This window comes from Mangrovibacter yixingensis, assembly GCF_020523985.1.
GTDB classification, from domain to species: Bacteria; Pseudomonadota; Gammaproteobacteria; order Enterobacterales; family Enterobacteriaceae; genus Mangrovibacter; species Mangrovibacter yixingensis.
This window is the reverse complement of the sequence record NZ_JAIVKM010000002.1, coordinates 477,782-500,512: the sequence shown is the minus strand read 5'-3', so window position 1 is coordinate 500,512 and position 22,731 is coordinate 477,782. Positions and strand designations below refer to the sequence as shown.

General features: G+C 48.9%; 19 protein-coding genes and 1 riboswitch. Of the genes, 11 read left to right on the top strand and 8 right to left on the bottom strand.

Annotation, left to right across the window (positions count from 1 at the left end):
* Nucleotides 1–9 precede the first annotated feature (9 nt).
* Together glnE and hldE are read left to right on the top strand one after the other, a co-directional pair.
* Entirely contained in the window at nucleotides 10–2,850 is a 2,841-nt protein-coding gene (glnE, locus tag LC084_RS12990) for a bifunctional [glutamate--ammonia ligase]-adenylyl-L-tyrosine phosphorylase/[glutamate--ammonia-ligase] adenylyltransferase (protein WP_226571801.1), read from the top strand.
* 68 nt (nucleotides 2,851–2,918) lie between these two features.
* Complete coding sequence (hldE, locus tag LC084_RS12985; protein ID WP_226571621.1) at nucleotides 2,919–4,343, top strand: bifunctional D-glycero-beta-D-manno-heptose-7-phosphate kinase/D-glycero-beta-D-manno-heptose 1-phosphate adenylyltransferase HldE; 1,425 nt, start codon at nucleotides 2,919–2,921, stop codon at nucleotides 4,341–4,343.
* A gap of 72 nt (nucleotides 4,344–4,415) precedes the next feature.
* On the opposite strand, the gene ubiK is transcribed toward hldE, so the two are convergent.
* Complete coding sequence (gene ubiK / locus LC084_RS12980) at nucleotides 4,416–4,682, bottom strand: ubiquinone biosynthesis accessory factor UbiK (protein WP_226571620.1); 267 nt, start codon at nucleotides 4,680–4,682, stop codon at nucleotides 4,416–4,418.
* Between the two features lie 120 nt (nucleotides 4,683–4,802).
* Nucleotides 4,803–4,952: riboswitch (FMN riboswitch) on the top strand.
* A gap of 103 nt (nucleotides 4,953–5,055) precedes the next feature.
* On the opposite strand from ubiK, the gene ribB reads away from it, so the two are divergent.
* Complete coding sequence (gene ribB / locus LC084_RS12975) at nucleotides 5,056–5,709, top strand: 3,4-dihydroxy-2-butanone-4-phosphate synthase (protein WP_226571619.1); 654 nt, start codon at nucleotides 5,056–5,058, stop codon at nucleotides 5,707–5,709.
* Nucleotides 5,710–5,778: 69 nt separating this feature from the next.
* Here the strand turns inward: ribB and LC084_RS12970 are convergent, their stop codons facing one another.
* The 3 genes from LC084_RS12970 to zupT all read right to left on the bottom strand — a co-directional run bounded on the left by LC084_RS12970 (nucleotide 5,779) and on the right by zupT (nucleotide 9,932).
* Nucleotides 5,779–6,666, bottom strand: a complete 888-nt coding sequence (locus tag LC084_RS12970; protein ID WP_226571618.1) for an AEC family transporter — start codon at nucleotides 6,664–6,666, stop codon at nucleotides 5,779–5,781.
* A gap of 362 nt (nucleotides 6,667–7,028) precedes the next feature.
* A complete protein-coding gene (locus LC084_RS12965; protein ID WP_226571617.1) occupies nucleotides 7,029–8,714 on the bottom strand; it encodes an NAD-dependent malic enzyme in 1,686 nt (561 codons plus the stop codon).
* A 450-nt stretch (nucleotides 8,715–9,164) separates the two neighbouring features.
* The gene (zupT, locus tag LC084_RS12960) at nucleotides 9,165–9,932 is read right to left on the bottom strand and encodes a zinc transporter ZupT (RefSeq protein ID WP_226571616.1); all 768 of its coding nucleotides are present in this window, start codon (nucleotides 9,930–9,932) and stop codon (nucleotides 9,165–9,167) included.
* 192 nt (nucleotides 9,933–10,124) lie between these two features.
* Between zupT and ygiD the strand changes: the two genes are divergently transcribed.
* Complete coding sequence (ygiD, locus tag LC084_RS12955; protein ID WP_226571800.1) at nucleotides 10,125–10,916, top strand: 4,5-DOPA-extradiol-dioxygenase; 792 nt, start codon at nucleotides 10,125–10,127, stop codon at nucleotides 10,914–10,916.
* Nucleotides 10,917–10,997: 81 nt separating this feature from the next.
* Here the strand turns inward: ygiD and LC084_RS12950 are convergent, their stop codons facing one another.
* The 3 genes from LC084_RS12950 to tolC form a co-directional block, all read right to left on the bottom strand.
* Nucleotides 10,998–12,161, bottom strand: a complete 1,164-nt coding sequence (locus LC084_RS12950) for a glutathionylspermidine synthase family protein (protein WP_226571615.1) — start codon at nucleotides 12,159–12,161, stop codon at nucleotides 10,998–11,000.
* 3 nt (nucleotides 12,162–12,164) lie between these two features.
* On the bottom strand, nucleotides 12,165–12,830 hold the full coding sequence (locus tag LC084_RS12945; RefSeq protein ID WP_226571799.1) for a DUF1190 family protein: 666 nt from the start codon (nucleotides 12,828–12,830) through the stop codon (nucleotides 12,165–12,167).
* Between the two features lie 252 nt (nucleotides 12,831–13,082).
* The gene (gene tolC, locus LC084_RS12940) at nucleotides 13,083–14,537 is read right to left on the bottom strand and encodes an outer membrane channel protein TolC (RefSeq protein WP_226571614.1); all 1,455 of its coding nucleotides are present in this window, start codon (nucleotides 14,535–14,537) and stop codon (nucleotides 13,083–13,085) included.
* A 211-nt stretch (nucleotides 14,538–14,748) separates the two neighbouring features.
* Here tolC and nudF point away from each other — a divergent pair, with 211 nt between their 5' ends.
* Genes nudF through parE form a run of 5 tightly spaced genes read left to right on the top strand, consistent with a single transcriptional unit; the run spans nucleotide 14,749 to nucleotide 19,165 of the window.
* The gene (gene nudF, locus LC084_RS12935; protein WP_226571613.1) at nucleotides 14,749–15,381 is read left to right on the top strand and encodes an ADP-ribose diphosphatase; all 633 of its coding nucleotides are present in this window, start codon (nucleotides 14,749–14,751) and stop codon (nucleotides 15,379–15,381) included.
* A gap of 2 nt (nucleotides 15,382–15,383) precedes the next feature.
* Complete coding sequence (locus LC084_RS12930; RefSeq protein WP_036105661.1) at nucleotides 15,384–15,806, top strand: DUF1249 family protein; 423 nt, start codon at nucleotides 15,384–15,386, stop codon at nucleotides 15,804–15,806.
* Between the two features lie 24 nt (nucleotides 15,807–15,830).
* Nucleotides 15,831–16,658, top strand: coding sequence for a 3',5'-cyclic-AMP phosphodiesterase (gene cpdA, locus LC084_RS12925; protein ID WP_226571612.1), 828 nt, complete (start codon nucleotides 15,831–15,833; stop codon nucleotides 16,656–16,658).
* Nucleotides 16,658–17,233, top strand: a complete 576-nt coding sequence (yqiA, locus tag LC084_RS12920; RefSeq protein ID WP_036105667.1) for an esterase YqiA — start codon at nucleotides 16,658–16,660, stop codon at nucleotides 17,231–17,233. The genes cpdA and yqiA overlap by 1 nt, the downstream gene beginning before the upstream one ends.
* Before the next feature lie 39 nt (nucleotides 17,234–17,272).
* Nucleotides 17,273–19,165, top strand: a complete 1,893-nt coding sequence (gene parE, locus LC084_RS12915) for a DNA topoisomerase IV subunit B (RefSeq protein WP_226571611.1) — start codon at nucleotides 17,273–17,275, stop codon at nucleotides 19,163–19,165.
* Between the two features lie 105 nt (nucleotides 19,166–19,270).
* On the opposite strand, the gene LC084_RS12910 is transcribed toward parE, so the two are convergent.
* Nucleotides 19,271–20,269 carry a LysR family transcriptional regulator gene (locus LC084_RS12910; RefSeq protein WP_226571610.1) on the bottom strand — a complete coding sequence of 333 codons (999 nt, stop codon included), beginning with the start codon at nucleotides 20,267–20,269 and terminating at the stop codon, nucleotides 19,271–19,273.
* 140 nt (nucleotides 20,270–20,409) lie between these two features.
* On the opposite strand from LC084_RS12910, the gene argH reads away from it, so the two are divergent.
* Complete coding sequence (gene argH / locus LC084_RS12905; RefSeq protein WP_226571609.1) at nucleotides 20,410–21,837, top strand: argininosuccinate lyase; 1,428 nt, start codon at nucleotides 20,410–20,412, stop codon at nucleotides 21,835–21,837.
* 10 nt (nucleotides 21,838–21,847) lie between these two features.
* The gene (locus LC084_RS12900; RefSeq protein ID WP_226571608.1) at nucleotides 21,848–22,726 is read left to right on the top strand and encodes an amino acid ABC transporter permease; all 879 of its coding nucleotides are present in this window, start codon (nucleotides 21,848–21,850) and stop codon (nucleotides 22,724–22,726) included.
* The last annotated feature ends 5 nt before the right edge of the window (nucleotides 22,727–22,731 follow it).

Genomic DNA, 22,731 nt, shown 5'->3' with positions numbered 1-22,731 from the left:
ACAATGGCGATGATTCCTCTCTCTCCTGTTTTACAGCAACACTGGCAGACGCGCCTGGCTTGCTTGCCAGAATCTTTTGTAGATCAGGCTTTTTCTCAGCAAGCACAAAGTGTGTTGGCTTTCAGTGATTTTGTGTGTGACAGCATGCAGGCATACCCACAATGGTTGGAGGAGTTACAAGCTGAAGATCCCCATCCAGACGAATGGCGAAGCTATGCATCATCGCTGAAGGTGTTACTGGGCAGCATTGAGAGCGAAGCAGAGCTGATGCGTGCGCTGCGCATTTTCCGACGCCGGGAAATGGTACGCATTGCCTGGGGGCAGGTGGCCGGAAGCAGCAGCACTGAACAAACGTTGGTGCAATTAAGTGAATTAGCTGAGGCTTTAATTGTTGCTGCCCGCGACTGGGTGTACCAGGCATGCTGCCGGGAATGGGGAACGCCTTCTAATAAAGAGGGGGTTCCTCAGTCGTTATTTATCCTCGGGATGGGAAAATTGGGCGGCGGAGAGCTTAATTTTTCTTCGGATATCGACCTTATTTTCGCCTGGCCAGAAAGCGGCGTAACACAAGGTGGGCGCAGGGAGCTGGATAATGCACAGTTCTTTACGCGTATGGGCCAGCGTTTAATTAAGGTACTGGACCAGCCAACACAGGATGGTTTTGTCTACCGGGTGGATATGCGCTTACGCCCGTTTGGTGAAAGCGGCCCGTTGGTAATGAGTTTTGCCGCCCTTGAAGATTATTACCAGGAACAAGGGCGTGACTGGGAACGTTACGCCATGGTTAAAGCGAAAATACTTGGCCCGCAAGACAATTCGTGGAGCAAAGAATTACACGAGATGCTAAGGCCATTTGTTTTTCGCCGCTACATTGATTTCAGCGTGATTCAGTCGCTGCGTACCATGAAAAGTATGATTGCCCGTGAAGTGCGACGGCGGGGGCTGAAAGATAACATCAAGCTTGGGGCTGGCGGTATACGAGAAGCGGAGTTTATTGTTCAGGTTTTTCAGCTTATTCGTGGCGGGCGTGAACCCGCTTTGCAAGCGCGCTCATTGCTACAAACTTTGAATGTTATCAATGAACTGAATTTACTGCCTGACAGCGATGTCGTTGCGTTGCGTGAGGCTTACTTGTGGTTGCGGCGTTTGGAGAATTTGCTGCAAAGTATTCATGATGAACAAACCCAAACACTGCCTGGCGATGAACTGAATCGCGCACGCCTTGCCTGGGCGATGAACTCATCCGACTGGAGTGCGCTGGAAGCAACATTGCAGCACCATATGCAAGCGGTGCGTACTATTTTTAATGCGCTTATTGGTGATGAAGAGAGCGCGGAAGCGCAGCATGCGGTGGATGATGGCTGGAGCGAATTATGGCACGACACGCTGGATGTCCAGGATACCCCGGAAGTGCTGGCTCACCTTACTGATGCTGACCGCCAGCAAATATTGCGCCTGATTACTGATTTTCGTAACGATACTAACCGCCGAACTATTGGCCCGCGTGGCCGGCAGGTGCTTGATCAGCTAATGCCGCATTTGTTGCAGGCTGTTTGTAGCCGGGATGATGCGCCAGTCCCGTTCTCGCGTATGGTGCCCCTGCTTACAGGTATCCTCACCCGCACAACTTATTTGGAACTGCTTAGCGAGTTCCCCGGTGCGTTACAGCACCTGGTGCGTTTATGTGCTGCTTCGCCAATGGTGGCGGAGCAATTGGCACAATACCCTTTGTTGCTTGATGAACTGCTCGACCCTTCCACGCTCTACCAACCTACTGCACCAGACGCCTACCGTGATGAATTACGCCAGTATTTGTTGCGTGTACCCGAAGATGACGAAGAGCAGCAACTGGAAGCACTACGCCAGTTTAAGCAAACGCAATTATTACGTATTGCTGCAGCCGACATCGCTGGTACGTTGCCTGTAATGAAAGTGAGTGATCACTTAACCTGGCTGGCAGAAGCAATCATTGATGCGGTCGTGCAACGGGCATGGGCGCAAATGGTGGCTCGTTTTGGTATGCCGGGGCATTTAGCTGGCCGCGAAGGGTACGGGTTTGCTGTGGTCGGTTACGGTAAGTTAGGTGGATGGGAGCTGGGTTACAGCTCAGACCTGGATCTGGTGTTCCTGCATGACTGCCCGGCTGATGCGGTTACGGATGGTGAAAAGGAAATTGATGGACGCCAGTTTTACTTGCGCCTTGCTCAGCGCATTATGCATTTGTTCAGTACACGCACCTCTTCGGGGATTCTGTATGAAGTGGATGCGCGCTTGCGCCCATCGGGTGAAGCCGGGATGCTGGTCACCACTGATAGTGCTTTTGAAGACTACCAACGCAATGAGGCCTGGACATGGGAGCACCAGGCGTTGGTGCGTGCCAGAATAGTCTATGGCGATGGTCAAATTCTCACCCGGTTTAATGCTATTCGCCAAAAGATTTTGTGTACTGAACGTAATGAAGACCAGCTGCGTACTGAAGTGCGTGAAATGCGTGAAAAAATGCGCACGCATCTTGGTAATAAACACCGTGGCCGGTTTGACATCAAAGCGGATCAGGGGGGAATTACTGACATTGAATTTATCACGCAATACCTGGTGTTGCGCGATGCAGCCAAAGTCCCCGGTCTGACCCGCTGGTCTGATAACGTGCGCATTCTGGCGTTGCTGGCCCAGCATGGAATTATGCCTGAAGAAGAAGCTCACGCACTCACGTCAGCTTATGTGACGTTGCGTGATGCCTTGCATCACCTGGCTTTGCAGGCTCAGCCTGGGCACGTGGAGCCGGATGCCTTTGAAGTTGAGCGCCAACAAGTGATAACCAGCTGGAATACCTGGCTGGAGCAGGCCTGAACAGTGCGATTAATCTCAGTTGTGGTATTATCGCGCGCAAATTTGCTATCTCTGCTGGAGAATAAGGAATGAAAGTAACGCTGCCCGAATACAACCGTGCTGGCGTCCTGGTGGTAGGCGATGTCATGCTGGACCGCTATTGGTATGGCCCTACCAGCCGAATTTCCCCTGAAGCGCCTGTTCCTGTGGTGAAAGTGGATACCATTGAAGAGCGCCCGGGTGGCGCAGCTAACGTTGCGATGAACATTGCTTCTCTGGGGGCCAGTTCACGTTTGGTGGGCCTCACAGGGATTGATGATGCTGCACGGGCGCTGAGCCAGTCTCTGGCGGATGTGCATGTTAAATGTGATTTCGTTTCCGTACCAACTCACCCGACAATCACCAAATTACGTGTATTGTCACGTAACCAGCAGCTGATTCGCCTCGATTTTGAAGAAGGTTTCGAAGGTGTTGACCCGGCTCCATTGCATGAACGTATCCAGCAGGCGTTGCCTGAGATGGGCGCGATTGTGCTGTCTGATTATGCCAAGGGAGCACTGGCTTCTGTTCAGCAAATGATTACACTGGCCCGCGAGGCGGGAGTACCGGTATTAATCGACCCGAAAGGTACCGATTTTGAACGTTACCGTGGGGCGACTTTGCTGACGCCAAACTTATCTGAATTTGAAGCTGTAGTGGGTAAATGCGCTACAGAAGAACAAATTGTTGAGCGCGGTTTGAAACTCATTGCGGATTACGATTTGAGTGCTTTGCTGGTAACGCGTTCAGAACAAGGTATGAGCTTATTGCAGCCGGGTAAGGCTCCTCTTCACATGCCAACCCAGGCACAAGAAGTTTACGATGTAACAGGGGCCGGGGACACAGTTATTGGCGTGCTGGCTGCGACCCTGGCGGCAGGTAACTCAATGGAAGAGGCCTGTTATTTTGCTAATGCTGCAGCTGGGGTTGTTGTCGGAAAACTGGGTACATCCACAGTTTCGCCGATTGAACTGGAAAATGCGGTGCGTGGCCGGGCTGAAACTGGGTTCGGCGTGATGAGCGAAGCAGCGCTGAAACAGGCTGTCAGTGATGCCCGTAAGCGGGGCGAAAAAGTGGTCATGACGAACGGTGTGTTCGACATACTGCATGCCGGGCATGTTTCCTATCTGGCAAATGCCCGTAAGCTGGGCGACAGGCTGATTGTGGCGGTAAACAGCGATGCCTCTACGCGGCGTTTGAAAGGGGAAACCCGTCCGGTCAATGCGCTTGAACAACGTATGATCGTGCTGGCAGCACTGGAATCAGTCGACTGGGTGGTCGGGTTTGAAGAAGATACCCCACAGCGTTTAATCGCTGATATTTTGCCTGATTTACTGGTAAAAGGCGGCGATTACAAACCGGAAGATATCGCCGGGAGTAAAGAAGTTTGGGCAAATGGCGGAGATGTGCTGGTGCTCAATTTCGAAGATGGCTGCTCAACCACCAATATTATTCGTAAAATTCAGAATCAGTGATCCTGAACTGAACCCTGTGAGCCACCAACGGTTGGCAGTCAGTTAATGTTACCAGCCGTTGGTTTTTCAGGGTTATGCCTGTTCGTCACCTTCTTGTTTCTGCGCACTTTCAAGTGCGGCAAGGCGTTGTTCCAGCACAGCAAGTTTTTCGCGAGTCCGCAGTAAAACTTGTGTCTGAACATCAAACTCTTCACGGCTCACCATGTCCAGGCGCGTCAGTTGTGATTGCAGGGTCTGGCGGATTTTTTTCTCAACATCTTCACCAAAATCACGCATGCCTTTGGGCATTGATTCGTGAATCTGACGGGCTATCTGCTCAATTTTTTTTGGATCAATCATTGTCTTTTCCGGCAATAAAGTGAGGTGATTCTTCTATTGTAATCGCTGAATCCGGGGGGATAAACCAGAAATATTTTTAAGCCCGTTGCCGGGTTAGCGGATTGGCGTTATAGTAACAGCGTTTATTCTCAGGGCGGGGCGAAATTCCCCACCGGCGGTAAATCAGCACCTTGCTGAAAGCCCGCGAGCGCTCCGTTGTCATGACGGAGGTCAGCAGACTCGGTGTAATTCCGGGGCCGACGGTTAGAGTCCGGATGGGAGAGGATAGCGATCCAGTCGGGTGAAAACCCGCTCGCGTTATTTTATTTGCCTTTTGGCACTCCTAAGACTGCCCTGGTTCTGGTAATCCATAAGTTTAATGAGGTTTCTTACCATGAATCAGACGCTGCTTTCTTCTTTTGGCACGCCTACTGAACGCGTTGAACAAGCGCTCGCTGCACTACGCGAGGGCCGTGGTGTAATGGTCCTTGATGACGAAGATCGTGAAAACGAAGGTGACATGATTTTCGCCGCCGAAAACATGACGGTTGAACAAATGGCACTCACCATTCGTCATGGGAGCGGGATTGTTTGTTTGTGCATTACAGATGAACGCCGTAAGCAACTTGACCTGCCGATGATGGTAGAAAATAACACCAGTGCGTTCGGTACCGGTTTTACTGTTACCATTGAAGCGGCTCACGGTGTAACTACTGGTGTTTCTGCGGCTGACAGGCTGACTACGGTGCGTGCCGCAATTGCTGACGGCGCAAAACCCAGTGATTTAAACCGTCCGGGGCATGTTTTCCCGTTGCGTGCTCAGGCTGGTGGTGTGCTTACCCGCGGTGGCCACACTGAAGCAACTGTAGATTTGGTTACACTGGCCGGTTTCAAACCGATGGGTGTGCTGTGTGAACTGACCAACGATGATGGCACTATGGCACGTGCTCCGGGTTGTATCGAATTTGCAGGTAAACACAACTTAGCTGTTGTCACCATCGAAGACATCGTAGCTTACCGCCAGGCTACTGAGCGCAAAGCCAGCTAACAACTAACTGGCCATTACCTCTTTATTTTCTGTGGCAGCCAAATGGCTGCCACATTGCTTTTGGCATCTTCAGGATACCAAATAAATCATGATGCCCTCGGTCACAATTCCCAGTGCGGTCCCCAATAAAATGGATGATGAGGCCGATTCCACATAAGTATCGCTACGTATGGCAAACATACCTGCAGCAATGGCTGAAGGCGTTGCACCGATAATTACCACCTGCTGCATAAATGTGTGGCTCAAGCCAACAGCAAGCCCGGCTGCAACCATTAATGCTGGTTGGATCAGGTTCTTAATACTGATATTGGTGAGCGTATGTACATTAAAAGATGGGCGTTCGCCATAGAACAATAACCCCAGAGCAAACAACGAAATCCCTCCCGCAGTTTTCCCCATCATCTCAATAGGTGATTCCAGTAGTGCCGGGATTTTAAGGCCACTCAGGCTCAGCAGCACCCCCAGAATCGGGATCCAGACAATAGGGTTACGAACAGCTTTAAAAAGATTTGTGGCTATCATGCTGCCCAGGCTAACAGCTTCCGATTCGCTACCTTTCAGGTTACCTATCAGAACACCCAGAAAACCCTCCGGGCCAATCAATACCGCCAGTACCGGTGCACCAAAGTAAGCCATATCCGGGAAGGCACAAACCAGTGACTGAATAGCGCTGGTTTTAATATCATGGCGAAAAATAAAACGTGAAATAAGTAATGCCAGTAACCACGACCCCATCAAACCAAATACCAGTACAGCCATGAATGGTAGGTTTTGAATTTTATCAGGGTCTGTTTTGAGTGCCCCCATAAATAAATGTAAAGGCAGAGCGAAACGGATAACGACAGTTGCTAATACAGAAGCATCTTCACGACGAGTATAACCCAATTTACCACTTAGCCAGCCAAGAACCATAATAAATACAAGTGGAAATAATGAAGATAGGAGTAGCGTCGGCATAATATTACCTTGTAATAGTATTGAGCGAATAAATAGCCTTTTTATCTTTTTAGTGATGCTGTCTCATACTGAGGTTTCCTGATTAACTCTATGAATAAAAGGTCTATTACTCTGATTTTGTAATATTAAATAATTTTTATGGTGCGTTGAATATATAGTTGTTAGTGTGCTTTGTGAGTGATGTTAGTCACAGCAAGGGGCTAACATTAATTACTAAAGGCTGTTTAAATTTAATAAAGCAATTATTGTGTAATCCTGTGCTAAGAAGAATATATTTCTGGTTATATCTCGGCAGGGAAATAGGTGTGAAAAATAAAAGATGCGCCAGTAACTGGCGCATCTTTTATAAGCGGGGAAATAACTTAAAATGCAGCGTGTTTATAAGGTTGGTATTCGGCTTTCCAGAAGGTTTTTTCGATAGCGGCAAGAATCGCATCGTCATCCATTTGTGGGGCAACACCATCCTGTTGTGCGGCTTTTGCTACAGAAAGTGCGATTGCCTGGGAAACCTGTTCGATCTCTTCAATTGGTGGCAGTAACTTACCGCGCTCTGTCTGCACCAGTGGTGAGTGGTCAGCCAGTGTTTGGCTGGCAGCCAGTAACATACCATCCGTCACACGGCGTGCTTTTGCAGCCAGGATCCCCAGCCCCAGGCCTGGGAAAATATAGGCATTGTTACATTGAGCAATGTCGTAAATATTATCCTGATAGCATACTGGTGGGAACGGGCTTCCCGTAGCAACCAGTGCTGCACCTTCAGTCCAGGCAATCAAGTCTTGTGGCTTGGCTTCTGCACGGGATGTGGGGTTGGACAATGGCATAATAATCGGATGAGGGCAGTGACGATGCATCTCTTTGATAATTTCTTCACTGAATAACCCAGGTTGCCCGGATACGCCGATTAACACTGTGGGTTTTGCATGGCGTACCACATCCATTAAGGAAATCGTTCCGGCTTCGTTACCCCAGTCCTGCACTTTTTCCCGGCTGGTGACCAGGCGGTGTTGGAAGTCTCGCAGGTTTGGCATGTCATCGGTTAACAGGCCAAAACGATCCACCATGAAGACTCGTGAGCGTGCTTCCTCTTCACTGGCGCCATCTGCCACCATTCTCGCGATAATAGTTTCAGCAATACCGCACCCGGCAGAGCCTGCACCCAGGAATGCAATCCGCTGGTCGCGAAGTTTTGACCCTTTAGCTTGTGAACCCGCAATCAGTGTGCCCAATGCAACAGCGGCGGTTCCCTGAATATCATCGTTGAAGCAGCACAGTTCATCACGGTAACGGTTCAGTAGTTGCGTTGCATTATTCTGTGCAAAATCTTCAAATTGCAGCAGGACATTCGGCCAGCGTTCTTTAACTGCATTGATAAACATATCCATAAATTCACGGTATTCACCATCCGTGATACGAGGGTGGCGCCAGCCCATATACAGAGGGTCATCCAGGCGTTGCGCATTATTAGTGCCCACATCCAGCATAATGGGTAAAGTGGATGCCGGGTTGATACCGCCGCAAGCTGTGTAGAGTGATAATTTACCAATAGGGATCCCCATACCACCAATCCCCTGGTCACCCAGGCCAAGAATACGTTCCCCATCTGTAACAACAATGACTTTGATGTCATTACGGGAAAAGTTTTGCAGCATGTCATCAATACGATGGCGATCGGGCCAGGAAATAAATAACCCTCGGGCCCGGCGGTAGATATCAGAAAAGTGTTCGCAAGCCTCACCTACCGTTGGGGTATAGATGATGGGCATCATCTCTTCCATGTGCGCACGCAACAAGTTATAGAATAATGTTTCGTTAGTGTCCTGGATATTTCGTAAATAAATATGGCGGGAGAGGTCGCGTTTAAAGTGATTAAACTGGGACCATGCACGGTCGGTTTGTTCTGTGATAGTTTCGACTTGTTCAGGTAACAGGCCAATTAAATTTAGAGCAATACGCTCTTCATGAGAAAATGCCAGTCCTTTATTCAGTAAAGGATTTTCCAGCAGCATAGCCCCAGTGTATGGGGTATAAACAGAATTTTTTTTTAACATCTTAATGCTCCATGGACGATCATACTGCCACGGCGCATGAGAAAATAAGCATCACCATGTAAATATACGTCTGGCGTATGATGTAGAGGTGTAACGGTTTAATTTAGTCCCGATTGTAAACCTCATTTTTACAGAATTTTAATTACTTTAATTGCATTAAAGTTTAATTAGTTTTTTTAGCGTTTTTTGTTTGATTGTTATCCATGGATAGGATGAAGGGGAAGTATGAATAGAAAAAAACACTACGTTATGTAACCGCATATAACACGTTATATAATACTAAGTGTTTAATTTTATGTGATGGGGTTAAATATTTCAATAAATGATTGTGGAAAAATAAAGTCAGATATGTATTAAAGCTCCTGTTTTAAGTTCTGCTTTTTGTGCGATTGCCAGATATTCATTACCCGCGAATACCAGGCCCATCGCGTGCAGAGTCAATGCCTGGTATTAACCCAACCCCATACCTTGTAATGCACTCAGGCTTAACCCCATAACCGCCATTCCGCACAGTACGCCATAACTGGGGTTGTTTTGTGGGTCGATTTCTTTTGCTAACGGCATCAGTTCATCAACAGACAGTGCTACCATAATCCCGGCAACCGCAGCCATTACTGCTGCCATCACAATTGGGGAAACCATACTGCCGAGCAACAACCAGGCAAGAATCCCCCCCAGTATTTCTGCCATACCAGATAAGCCAGCCCAGAGTAATGCTTTACGCTTTGAACCCGTTGCTGCATAAACCGGTGCAGAAACCGCCAACCCTTCCGGAATATTGTGTAGTGCAACAGCGAGCGCAATACCCAGCCCCAATTCAATGTTACTGCTCGCGGTAACAAAGGTCGCTATCCCTTCCGGGAAGTTATGCAGACTAATCCCCAGAGTAAGTAATAATGCAGTACGCCTTAGTTTACTGGTATTGATACTGCCATCCATCAGGTCCTGTGGATGGGCATGAGGCAGGGCGCGGTCCAGAGCAAAGTACCCAATCAGGCCAGCGATGAACATACCGTAACCCAATAATGGGGACATATCGGGAGTATCAAGTGCCGCAGGCAGCATTTCCATCAAAGAGATTAACAGCATAATGCCTGCTGCAAATCCCAAAGCAAATGCCAGAAGTCGGTTAGAAGGTTTTTGGCCTATTATCCCTAAAAATGCGCCAATAAATGTCGAACTACCAGCTAACAGGGTTAGGAGCAGCGGTACGGACATAATTCCCTCCTTTGATAATGATTATCATTTATATCTTCAGCTCAACATGGTGTCGAGGATTACCTCTGCGTTTTACATAACAATACATTCAAAATTTCTGATGATCATCATCATGGTTATCTGCGTTTATTTGCACGGTAAAAGCCGTAATCTGGCTATCAGTAATCTGACACGCTAATTAAGGATATTATGATGAAAACCTCACGTATGCCTGCACTTTTTATTGGCCATGGCAGCCCAATGAATGTGCTTGAAGATAACGTGTACACCCAGTCCTGGCAGCAGTTGGGCAAGACACTGACTCGCCCGAAAGCAATAGTAGTGGTTTCAGCTCACTGGTATACACGGGGCACTGGCGTGACGGCGATGCCCCATCCCAAAACCATTCACGATTTTGGTGGATTCCCGCAGGCACTGTTCGATACACAGTACCCAGCTCCTGGTGCACCAGATTTGGCACAGCACTTAGTTGATTTACTGGCGCCTGCCGCAGTGATTAAAGATGACAGTGCCTGGGGGTTCGACCATGGTTCATGGGGTGTGGTTATCAAAATGTACCCTGACGCAGACATTCCTATGGTACAGCTAAGTATTGATGCCACCCAGACACCAGCCTGGCATTATGAAATGGGGCGTAAGCTGGCAGCATTGCGGGACGAGGGTATTTTACTGATTGGCAGTGGCAACGTTGTGCATAACCTGCGCACCGTGCGTTGGCAGGGCGGGAGTGAAGCTTACCCTTGGGCAACCGCTTTCGACCAGTATGTTCGCGATAACCTGACCTGGAAAGGTGATGCGCAGAACCACCCATTGGTTAACTTTATGGAGCACTCTGGTGCGCAACTTTCATGTCCTACCCCAGATCATTATTTGCCACTGTTGTATGTTCTGGGCGCATGGGATGGTGAAGAGCCAGTGAGTATTGTCACTGAAGGTATCGAAATGGGCTCTCTTAGTATGCTGTCAGTGCAGGTTGGTGCATAAAGCCGTTGCTGCAAGTTGCCGTGTCAGAGCCAGATGAATGCCGTAAAAGAACTGCGCCTGTTTAAACAGGCGCGGAAGGCATTATTCAGGGGTGAAGCTGTGTGGGTAAAAACGGGAAAGATCTTGTGTGATCAGAGCTCTGTCTTCCCGAATACCGATCCCTGCAGGTTGATCATTAATAAGCCACGATCCAATGAGTGTATAGCTGTCACCAAATTTGGGTAATGGATGATATTGCTGAACAATCATACCCTCTTCACCATAGGGCCCATCAGCCCGGGCTATTTCTTTCCCTTGTTCGATAATCTGAATATTGGCACCTTCACGGGAGAAAATGGGTTTTACTACGTAGCTCTCCATGACGGGATGATCGTCCCCGGCAAACCAGGCGGGTAAAAGATTCGGATGGTCCGGAAACATTTCCCACAGCAACGGCAGCAGTGCTTTGTTCGATAAAATACTCTTCCAGGCTGGTTCCAGCCAGCGCACTCCGGCATCTTCAAGCTTCGTCGAAAACATCTCCCGCAGCATGAACTCCCAAGGATAGAGCTTAAACAAGTTGCTGATAACCTGATCCTGCATATCGGTAAACTGGCCTTTTTCACCAAGACCAATTTGATCCATAAACAGAAACTCAGTTGCGAGCCCTGCTTCTGCGGCACAGTCCTGCAAATACTGCACTGTACCGCGGTCTTCAATACTGTCCTGGCAGCAGGCCATATGCAGCAAATTAAAACCATGCTGCTCGCGCAATACACTAAAACGCTCGATTAACTGTTCCTGCAGGCTGTTGAACTGATCACTTCCCGCTGGCAGGTTACCGGCATTGATTTGCTCTTCCAGCCAGATCCATTGAAAGAACGCGGCTTCGTATAATGAGGTGGGCGTATCGGCATTGTTTTCCAGCAGTTTGGGTTCCCCGGTTCCACCCCAGGCCAGATCCAGACGGGAATAGAGAGACGGCTGGCGGGTTTCCCAACTTTGTCGCACGAAATCACGGGTATGGCGTGGGATACAAAATTTATCCATCAGCGCATCACTGGCGACCACGCGTTCTACGGCTTTCAGGCATAACTGATGCAATTCAGCGGTAACATCTTCCAGCTTTTCAATTTCCGCCAGTGAGAACTGGTAATACGCGTCCTCACACCAGTAAGGCTCGCCATACATGGTGTGAAAGTTGAAACCAAATTCGCGCGCTTTATCTTGCCAACCAGGGCGTTCAGTAATAGGCAGACGTTTCATGACTTAACCACCCATTGTACGGCGCGTTGTGCCACTGGTACTGGAGCGTTGCATGGATGTTTGTTTAGCCACACTTTCACCAAAACCACCACGGGTAATTGTGCTGGTCGTTGCTGGTTTAGGTGCCATTGCAGTCTTAGGAACCGTCATGGTACGCCCAGGGGTTGCGGCACCATAGTTTTTACCGCTGGCATCGGTATAACGGCCATAAGCCGGGCTGGAGGGGTTTTTCGAACTGAACAGTGGCTGTTGAGCATAAGAGCCACCCATCATACGGCCCATCATGTAACCGGCCATTAATGGCATCCAGAAACTTCCACTTGACTGAGTCTGTGCCTGATTATCCCCGGCGATACTGGCTTGGGAAGGCGCAGGTTGGCATTGCCCTTCACCAAACTCAGCAACACAGTCTTCACGAGTGGCATATTTAGGTGCTGTACGCTCAGCTTCTTTCAGAGCGTTGTTGTAGGCCGTAGTACATTGCTGGCTTTCGCCAGGGTTAGCTGCGCTACAGTCATCTGCATTCTGATAAAGCTTTACGGTTTCATCGCTTTTTTCACATCCCGCAAGTAAAAATGCCGCCGTGACAGCCAGAGCAACGGGTGTCAAATGGCGGGCATCCCAGCTTTTGCGAAAGGCTGCGAGTTGTATTGTTTTGGTCCTTTTCATCATTCTTTTCCTGGCCCAGTGGTATGCATTACTTGGAGTGCCAAGAATAGAGGAACACTGATTATATTTGAAGCAATGTGCAGAACTGTGGAGGCTTCTTTACGAAGCCTTACGTTTAGCAAAAAAAGAGAGCCAAAAGGCTCTCTGCAGATTGATGAAAAAGATGGATTTCACCAGGTCGTTAATGAAACTGCCAGTAGAAAACTAATTTATTGGTTTTCAGCTGCTGGCAGCTCCACAACAAAACAGAAATCAGTGGCTCAGCATTTTTTTGCTGCTGGTGGTTCTGCTGGCCGTTTTCTGCACGGAAGCATCGTTGTAGCCATCGGCTCGAGCGTCCTGTTGCATGTTATCTGGCGCAATGCTTTCGGGTGAAGTTGGAACGGGTTTGCTCAGTTCACTGTTCAGTGCGACTAAATCCTGTTCGTTCAGCGTACCCAGGGCAGATTTCAGTGTCAGGGTATTAATCAGGTAGTTATAACGTGCGCTGGAGAGTTCCTGCTTGGCGCTATACAGAGTTGATGTTGCATCCAGAACATCAACAATCGTACGGGTACCGACAGAGTAACCAGCTTCCATGGCATCCAGTGAGCTTTGCGCAGACACTACAGCCTGTTTGTAGGCGTTGATACTGCTAATGGATGCATTGATGTTGTTCCAGGCTGAACGGGTCGTTTGCACAACACTGCGGTGAGCGCTTTCCAGTGATTCGCTGGCCCCCACAAAGTTATATTGCGCCTGTTTTACCTGCGAAGTAACAGACCCGCCGCTGTAGAGCGGCAAAGAGAAACTCAGGCCAACAGAGTTTTGCCCGATATCTTTATCTGAATAACTTGAGCCTACTGCATTGTGGCCGTCATAAGAGGTGTTGGAAACACTGCTGGAAGCTGTCAAATTCAGTGTTGGCATATGGCCCGTTTGGTAGTAACGGATTTGCTCGCGAGCCAGATCCTGGTTCAAACGTGCCTGCAGTAATGACAGGTTGCGGTTTTCCGCTTCTTTTAGCAGGTTTTGAACTGCCTGAGGCTTTGTTACTTTCATATCAGCAACGTTGACTGATGCCAGCTCAGGGTAGAAATTACCGGTAATTTGGCGCAATGATTCCAGCGCATTATCCAAATTGTTACGGGCGGTAACTTCATTTGCCAAAACGCTGTCATATTGAGCCCGGGCATTTTGGACGTCAGTAATTGCTACCAGGCCCACGTTAAAACGCTGAGTGGTCTGGTCAAGCTGGCGGTAAATTGATTGTTTCTCCGCCTCAACGTAAGACAGCGAGTCAATAGCGCTCAGTACATTAAAATAAGCTGTGGCAGTATTCAGAATCAGTGTTTGTTCGTCAGACTGGTAGGAGACATCCTGTATTCCTGCCGTTTTTTCCTGAAGAGTCAGTGCACGCCATTTTGACATATCGAAAATAACTTGCGTAAGCTGTAAGGACGCGCTGGTGACATTGGAGTTAATACCATTGCTGTCGCGGTAACCGTTATTGTAGGTATAGTCGGCCCCCAGGCCCAATTGAGGCAATAATGGGCTGCGAGATTCATTGATTTTCTCAAATGCAGCGTCGCGATCAGCTGCGGATTTACGCAGGTCAGGATTACTGATACGTGCCTGCTGATAAACCTGCAACAGGTTTTCTGCCTGGCTCATGGTGCTGAACGCGACAAGGCTCAGACCGATAAGTGTGGGGAGCAGTTTCTTCATTTGCATTCCTTGTTGTGAAGCAGAAATTGTGTGTAAGAGCGCTGACTGATGCCAAAAAGGATCGCCGATTTTAGCAGGTTCAGCTTTGACAACGTCTTGGCGTTAAGTGCCATCTGCCCTGAAAATTCATCAATCTACCATAGAGTGGTTGAAACAACATTCCTGATGGATTGAAATCAATAAATCAATCACTGTTCGAGCAGGTTTACGGATGTCTACAGAAAACAAAAACATCACAACGTTTACAAAAAGCGATGTAGAAATTATTGCACGGGAAACAGTTTGGCGTGGTTTTTTTTCGCTCGATGTCTGGCGTTTTCGTCATCGTATGTTCAACGGAGGAATGAGCGAAGAAGTTCGTCGGGAAATTTTCGAACGCGGCCACGCTGCGGTACTGTTGCCCTATGATCCCGTGCGCGATGAAGTGGTGATTATCGAGCAAATTCGAATCGCTGCTTTTGATACCAGTGAAACTCCATGGTTGCTGGAGATGGTTGCTGGCATGATTGAACCTGGCGAGTCGCCGGAAGATGTTGTGCGCCGTGAAGCAGAAGAAGAGGCCGGGTTGCATGTGAAACGTACCCGCCCAGTATTAAGTTACCTGGCAAGCCCTGGCGGAACCAGTGAACGTTTGTCTATTCTGGTCGGGGAAGTAGATGCAACGACTGCTAGCGGAATTCACGGCCTGGCGGAAGAAAATGAAGATATCCGGGTTCATGTGGTTAGCCGTGAAACAGCATATCAATTAGTAGAAGAAGGGAAAATCGACAACGCCGCATCTGTCATCGCCTTGCAATGGCTGCAGCTGCATTATCAACTATTACGACAAGAGTGGAACGCATGACAATGAAGCGCTATACACCTGATTTCCCTGAAATGATGCGCTTGTGCGAAACGAATTTTGCCCAGTTGCGCCGGTTGCTGCCGCCTGTTGACGCTATCGGTGAAAAAATCAGCTACCAGGTCAATAGTGCTCAGTATCGGTTAACGATTCTTGAATCAACTCGCTACACTACGCTTGTTGAGATTGAACAAACGCTGCCCTCTGTAACATACTGGAGTCTTCCTTCCATGTCCGTCAGGCTCTATCATGACGCCATGGTTGCTGAAGTGTGTTCGAGTCAGCAGATCTTCCGTTTTAAAGCACGTTATGATTATCCTAATAAAAAGTTGCATCAACGCGATGAAAAACATCAAATTAACCAGTTCCTTGCCGATTGGCTACGTTACTGTTTAGCGCATGGAGCGATGGCGATTCCGGTTTGTTAGCGTCGTGAAACCTAAGGACACCATTTGGAAAGCCTGTTGACAATACCTGCTGCTGATGAAGCCAGTATCAGGATACTACAAATTACTGACACCCATTTATTTGCCGGGAAAGATGAAACGCTGTTGGGCGTTAACACCTGGTCAAGCTACCGGGCAGTGCTGGCGGCTATTCACAAAGAGAACCGCCCGTGTGACCTGATAGTTGCTACAGGTGATTTAGCACAGGACCAAAGCAACGAAGCTTATCAGCACTTCGCTGAAGGCGTTTCTTCGTTGGCGGCGCCTTGCGTCTGGCTGCCCGGTAATCATGATTTTCAACCCGCTATGTTCAGTTCACTGAAAGAATCGGGTATTTCGTCTTCAAAGCAAGTTGTTGCAGGGAAAAGCTGGCAGATTTTGTTGCTCGATAGCCAGGTTTTTGGTGTGCCTCATGGTGAATTGAGCGAGTACCAGCTTGAATGGTTGGAAAAAAAACTGGCTGAAAACCCTGACCGGCAAACCCTGTTGCTGTTGCACCACCATCCACTGCCCGCAGGGTGCAGTTGGCTGGATCAACACAGCTTGCGTAATGCTCAGGCGTTGGATGATGTGTTGCAACGTTATACTGGAGTGAAGCACTTGCTGTGTGGGCATATCCACCAGGAAATGGATGTGGACTGGAATGGGCGCAGGATGATGGCCACGCCTTCCACCTGCGTTCAGTTCAAACCGCATTGTGCCAACTTTACTTTGGACACCATTGCACCTGGCTGGCGCTGGATAACATTGCACCCTGATGGTTCGTTGACAACTGAAGTCTGTCGTTTGTCGGGCACCGCATTTAGCCCCGATACTGATTCCGAAGGTTATTAATGGCCACTCTTCTATATCTCCATGGTTTTAACAGTTCACCGCGTTCTGCTAAAGCCACCAGCATGAAAAACTGGTTGGCTGAGCACCATCCTGATATCACTATGGTCATCCCTCAGTTACCTCCTTACCCGGCTGATGCAGCAGAAATGCTTGAATCTATTGTCATGGCCAGAGGAGGGGAACATATGGGGATAGTGGGTTCATCATTAGGTGGATACTACGCGACCTGGTTGTCGCAATGTTTCATGCTACCCGCTGTGGTTGTGAATCCGGCTGTACGCCCTTTTGAATTACTGGCAGATTTTCTCGGAAACAATGAGAACCCATACACCGGGCAGCAATATGTGCTAGAGTCTCGCCATATTTACGATCTCAAAGTCATGCAAGTCGACCCGCTGGAAGCACCAGATTTACTTTGGTTGTTGCAGCAAACGGGTGATGAAGTGCTGGATTACCGCCAGGCAGTGGCTTATTACGCACCTTGCCGCCAGCATATTGAAGAAGGTGGTAATCATGCTTTCACTGGCTTTGAGCATCATTTCACACAGATTATTGATTTCCTGGGGCTGAGCTAGTACCAGGTATCTTCTTCCTTAGTTGAGCAGCGAAAAACCATGACGCAATCCTATAACGCTGATGCCATTGAGGTACTTACCGGGCTTGAGCCGGTTCGCCGTCGCCCGGGAATGTACACTGACACCACGCGCCCTAACCACCTTGGTCAGGAGGTTATTGATAACAGCGTGGATGAAGCGCTGGCAGGCCATGCCAAAAAAGTTGACGTTATTCTCCATGCAGATCAGTCACTGGAAGTGATTGATGACGGGCGTGGTATGCCTGTCGATATCCACCCGGAAGAAGGTGTTCCGGCCGTTGAGCTTATCCTGTGCCGTTTACACGCCGGGGGAAAATTCTCCAATAAAAACTACCAGTTCTCTGGTGGGTTACATGGTGTGGGTATCTCGGTTGTCAACGCATTATCCAAACGGGTTGAAGTCACAGTTAAACGCGATGGCCAGGTGTATGGCATTGCGTTTGAAAATGGCGATAAAGTTGAAGATCTGCATGTGACAGGGACCTGCGGTAAACGCAATACTGGTACCAGTGTGCATTTCTGGCCAGATGAACAATTTTTTGACAGTCCGCGTTTCTCTGTTTCTCGCCTGTCGCATTTGCTGAAAGCGAAAGCAGTACTGTGCCCGGGAGTTGAAATCACTTTCCGCGATGAAGTGAACAACACTGAACAGCGCTGGTGCTACCAGGATGGCCTGACAGACTACCTGTGTGAAGCCGTGAATGGCCTGGTGACACTTCCGGAAAAACCATTTGTAGGTAACTTTTCCGGTGAAGCCGAAGCTGTCGACTGGGCACTGCTGTGGTTGCCGGAAGGTGGTGAGTTGCTCACTGAAAGCTATGTCAACCTGATCCCGACCATGCTGGGTGGGACTCATGTTAACGGTCTGCGTCAGGGGCTACTGGATGGTATCCGCGAGTTTTGTGAATTCCGCAATATTCTTCCGCGTGGTGTGAAATTATCTGCTGACGATATTTGGGAACGCTGCGCTTACGTATTGTCTGTCAAAATGCAGGATCCACAGTTTGCCGGGCAGACCAAAGAACGCCTGTCATCTCGCCAGTGTGCGGCATTTGTTTCTGGTGTGGTCAAAGATGCTTTCAGCCTGTGGCTGAACCAGAACGTGCAAGCCGCAGAGCAATTGGCCGAATTGGCGATTGCCAGTGCCCAGCGACGCCTTAGAGCTGCCAAGAAAGTTGTGCGTAAGAAACTGACCAGTGGCCCGGCACTGCCTGGCAAACTGGCAGACTGTACCGCCCAGGATTTGCATCGTACCGAGCTTTTCCTGGTGGAAGGGGATTCCGCAGGCGGTTCAGCCAAACAGGCCCGCGACCGTGAGTACCAGGCCATCATGCCATTGAAGGGCAAGATCCTGAATACCTGGGAGGTTTCCTCGGACGAAGTGCTGGGCTCCCAGGAAGTGCATGATATTTCCGTCGCCATTGGTATTGACCCTGATAGCGATGATTTAACCCAACTGCGCTACGGTAAGATTTGTATCCTGGCGGATGCAGACTCCGATGGGCTGCACATTGCTACATTGCTGTGCGCGCTGTTTGTGCGCCATTTCCGCCCGCTGGTGAAAGCAGGCCATGTGTATGTGGCTATGCCACCGCTTTATCGTATCGACTTGGGTAAAGAGGTTTATTACGCCCTGACTGACGAAGAAAAAGATGGTGTCATGGAGCAGCTTAAGCGTAAACGCGGTAAACCAAACGTTCAGCGCTTTAAAGGGCTGGGGGAAATGAACCCGCTACAGTTACGTGAAACGACACTGGATCCCAATACCCGCCGCCTGGTGCAGTTAACCATTAGCGATGACGATGAAGAACGCACCCAGTCGATGATGGATATGCTATTGGCGAAAAAACGTTCTGAAGACCGCCGCAACTGGTTGCAGGAAAAAGGCGATATGGTGGATATCGAAGTCTGATTTACTGCCGTTTAACAACCCTGATGGTGGAGGCGTATAGCCCGAATCACAGGGTTTTTTTATGCCCTTGCCATGGCTTTTGCCCATCTTTATAAATGGATTGCCTCATAATGATGCAACAGCAGATTCATTGATGGATAACGCCTGCATAAATAAATTAATCACTGGGTTAATTTTTTTCCCCTTCTTTAGCATCAGGTAAAATGGCGTTTTTGTCACAAGTTGCTCATTACTTAGTGCTTGCAATAACCCTTGGTTAATATAACTCTGAGCGTAGTGTTCAGGGAGGTAACCAATAAAGTGCCCGGTTAATATTAGCATCGCGACAGACTCCACCTGAACAGCCTGTATTTTAGTGTTATGAACAGGCAGGAGACCACTGGTATCGCGGTGTGAAACATACATGTGATTAACCATTTTTTGTTGTTTTACTGTATCAATAGTAACGTCACTATGTGTTTTCCCATTAAATAAAGGGTGTTTGGAGGAACAATAGATTTTCGATATTTCGTGATATAAAAGAAAATACTCAAAGGCTTCTTTTTTTTCATATACGGGGCCAATTCCACAATGAAAACGCCCTTCGCTAATACCTCTTTCAATATCTTCTAATTGTGATGTCTGCAGGCGGATATTTACTTTTGGTGCATTCTGGTGCAATTGCTGCACCGCTTTGGTGACGGGTGATTGAGTATCTGAAATAGTATTATCAACCACACTAATTGCGATGTCGCCGAGAATTTCGTTGCGGCTGCTGTGAACTCTCTCGCGGAAAGTATCAAGTGAAACAAAGAGTTCGAGTGTTGCCTGGTAAACATTTACCCCATATTCGGTTAGTTCAAAACCTTCACGTCCACGGCTGCATAATGTCATCCCAAGGCGAATTTCCAGGTCGGAAACCTGTTTGCTAATCGCGGCAAGGCCAATATTAAGCTCATGGCTGGCTGCCGTCATCCCTCCTGCTTCAACGACACATTTAAAAACGCGCAGTAATTTAAGGTCAATGTTATTTAACGAAAGTGTGGTTCCGTCATTACGATTCATTGCACTATTTCCATTGCCATGATTTGCCATGTTTCCATAATGAGAAACTTTACTTTCCATCTTTACTATTTAACTCCGTAAATATTGCGGTAAAAGTACAGTGAACATGAAATGAATTAAGTTTTCCAGTGGTTGTAGAAATAAGTTTTTATTATTACTGGAAAAGAAATCATTTATCGTCGTATTGAAAGGGAAACAGCATGTCTGAAAATGCAGAGCGCCTTTGGGGAGCGCGTTTTAAATCCGCCCCAGCCGCTAGCCTGAGTGCTTTATCACGTAGTCCTGAGCACTATTTCTCACTGGCTCCTTACGATCTTGCCGGGTGCCGCGCCCATGCCCGAGAACTAGAAAGAGCCGGGCTGCTTACATCCTCAGAATTATCAGCCATGCTGGCGGCGATTGATAAGCTGGACCAGGATTTTCGCGCTGGTCTGGTGTCACCGATTATTGATGATGAAGACGTTCATACGTTTATTGAGCGTGTATTGGTTGAACGCCTGGGGGAATTAGGTGGAAAGCTGCGCGCAGGCCGTTCTCGTAATGACCAGACTGTGAATGATTTACGCCTTTACTTGCGTGACAACGGGCGGCGTGTTGCCAGTGCATTGCTGGAATTGCAGCAGGCGCTTATGGGGCAGGCTGCTCAGCATATTCACAGTGTTGCTCCTGGTTTTACCCACCTTCAACAAGCACAACCTATTGTGCTGGGGCACCAGTTACTGGCTCATGCTCAGGCTTTTGCTCGGGATATTTCACGTATGCAGGACTGGGACCAGCGCAGTGCTTTTTGCCCACTGGGGGCAGCAGCAATGGCTGGTTCAGCTATTGCCCGCCAGCCAGAACTTGCAGCGCAGGAACTGGGGTATATCGCGGCCTGTGAAAACTCAATTGATGCCGTTGCCAGCCGTGATTTTGCCGCTGAATTCTTGTTTGTGACTGCCATGATAGCCGTCAACCTGTCGCGTTTGTGCGAAGAAGTGTGCCTCTGGTCTTCTCGCCAGTTTCGCTGGGTAGAGCTGGACGACAGCTATGCAACAGGCAGTTCAATTATGCCGCAAAAGAAAAACCCGGACATTGCCGAGCTGACTCGTGGGCGCAGTGGCCGCCTGGTCGGCAACCTGATGGCATTGCTGACCACCATGAAAGCAATGCCCTTGTCGTATAACCGAGATTTGAGTGATGACAAGCGTAATGTCATTGATGCGGTGGAAACCCTGTTGCTGGTATTGCCTGCTATGTCCGGCATGATCGCTACCCTGAAATTCGATACACAAAGAATGGCTCAGCAGGCGCCTGAAGGTTTCACACTGGCGACAGAAGTGGCTGACTGGCTGGCGATGCGCGGGGTGCCATTTAAGCATGCCCATGAAATTACCGGCCAACTGGTTCAGTTGTGCGAACAGCAGCAATGCGGGCTGGATGCACTCAGCGATGCCCAACTGCAATCGGTAGATACACGCCTGACACCTGATGTGCGAGACGCCCTGACTCTGGAATCGGCATTAGCGGCCCGTCACGGTTTTGGGGGCACTGCACCGCATTGTGTTGAACAGCAATTAACCCGCCTGCAAACACTAACCGAATCCCAGTTGCGCTGGACCCGTGATTACACAGGGCCACGGGCCTGAAGGAGGCAGGATGGAACAATTAACCCCGCTTTCAACATCATCACCGGCGAACAATAACCGCATGCAGTATGACCTGGATAAATACCAGGTCGTCCCACGCCGTTATTACGGGCGAATTACAGCCTCGGTTGTGATTTTGCTGCTGGTGGCAATGCTGGTGAATGCTTTTGCGCACGGCAATATTGAATGGCGTTATGTCGGGCAGTTTTTTACTGCTCAGGCCATTCTTCAGGGGGTAATGAACACCCTGATTATGTCGATTTTAGCCATGATGCTGGGCGTGGTTTTTGGTGTGGTGGCGGCAATTATGTATATGTCGCCCAACCCGGTGTTGCATTACATTGCTGTTGTTTACGCCTGGATTTTCCGCGGCACCCCACTGATTCTGCAATTACTACTGTGGTTCAACCTCGCGCTGGTATTTCCGGTGATTTCTATTCCTGGCTTGTTCAGTGTGCAGACTGTGCATGTGATGACACCTTTTTTAGCGGCTCTGCTGGGGCTGAGTATCAACCAGGGTGCATACACCTCTGAAGTGGTGCGTGCCGGGTTGCTGTCTGTTGATATTGGCCAGTATGAAGCGGCCAAATCCATTGGTATGCCTCGCCTGCAGGCTTTACGCCGCATTATTTTGCCCCAGGCGATGCGGGTCATTCTGCCGCCCATTGGTAATGAATTTATCAGCATGATCAAAACAACCAGCCTGGCGAGCATGATTCAGTATTCCGAATTGCTCTACAACACCCAGAACATCTACTTCGCTAACGCACGTGTGATGGAGCTGCTGTTTGTGGCCGGTATTTGGTACCTGATGATTGTCACGGTGCTCTCTTTTGGCCAAAGCCAACTGGAGCGTTATTTCTCCCGCGGTCACCGCCGCCGCCAGTAACTGGA

Bases quoted from the DNA above. Each gene is read 5' to 3' on its own strand.
- glnE (WP_226571801.1), top strand. From the start codon at position 10: ATGATTCCTCTCTCTCCTGTTTTACAGCAACACTGGCAGACGCGCCTG.
- LC084_RS12900 (WP_226571608.1), top strand. From the start codon at position 21,848: ATGGAACAATTAACCCCGCTTTCAACATCATCACCGGCGAACAATAAC.
- LC084_RS12930 (WP_036105661.1), top strand. From the start codon at position 15,384: ATGAAGCGCTATACACCTGATTTCCCTGAAATGATGCGCTTGTGCGAA.
- tolC (WP_226571614.1), bottom strand. From the start codon at position 14,537: ATGAAGAAACTGCTCCCCACACTTATCGGTCTGAGCCTTGTCGCGTTC.
- yqiA (WP_036105667.1), top strand. From the start codon at position 16,658: ATGGCCACTCTTCTATATCTCCATGGTTTTAACAGTTCACCGCGTTCT.
- ribB (WP_226571619.1), top strand. From the start codon at position 5,056: ATGAATCAGACGCTGCTTTCTTCTTTTGGCACGCCTACTGAACGCGTT.
- hldE (WP_226571621.1), top strand. From the start codon at position 2,919: ATGAAAGTAACGCTGCCCGAATACAACCGTGCTGGCGTCCTGGTGGTA.
- ygiD (WP_226571800.1), top strand. From the start codon at position 10,125: ATGAAAACCTCACGTATGCCTGCACTTTTTATTGGCCATGGCAGCCCA.
- LC084_RS12910 (WP_226571610.1), bottom strand. From the start codon at position 20,269: ATGGAAAGTAAAGTTTCTCATTATGGAAACATGGCAAATCATGGCAAT.
- LC084_RS12965 (WP_226571617.1), bottom strand. From the start codon at position 8,714: ATGTTAAAAAAAAATTCTGTTTATACCCCATACACTGGGGCTATGCTG.
- LC084_RS12945 (WP_226571799.1), bottom strand. From the start codon at position 12,830: ATGAAAAGGACCAAAACAATACAACTCGCAGCCTTTCGCAAAAGCTGG.
- argH (WP_226571609.1), top strand. From the start codon at position 20,410: ATGTCTGAAAATGCAGAGCGCCTTTGGGGAGCGCGTTTTAAATCCGCC.
- parE (WP_226571611.1), top strand. From the start codon at position 17,273: ATGACGCAATCCTATAACGCTGATGCCATTGAGGTACTTACCGGGCTT.
- LC084_RS12950 (WP_226571615.1), bottom strand. From the start codon at position 12,161: ATGAAACGTCTGCCTATTACTGAACGCCCTGGTTGGCAAGATAAAGCG.
- nudF (WP_226571613.1), top strand. From the start codon at position 14,749: ATGTCTACAGAAAACAAAAACATCACAACGTTTACAAAAAGCGATGTA.
- zupT (WP_226571616.1), bottom strand. From the start codon at position 9,932: ATGTCCGTACCGCTGCTCCTAACCCTGTTAGCTGGTAGTTCGACATTT.
- LC084_RS12970 (WP_226571618.1), bottom strand. From the start codon at position 6,666: ATGCCGACGCTACTCCTATCTTCATTATTTCCACTTGTATTTATTATG.
- ubiK (WP_226571620.1), bottom strand. From the start codon at position 4,682: ATGATTGATCCAAAAAAAATTGAGCAGATAGCCCGTCAGATTCACGAA.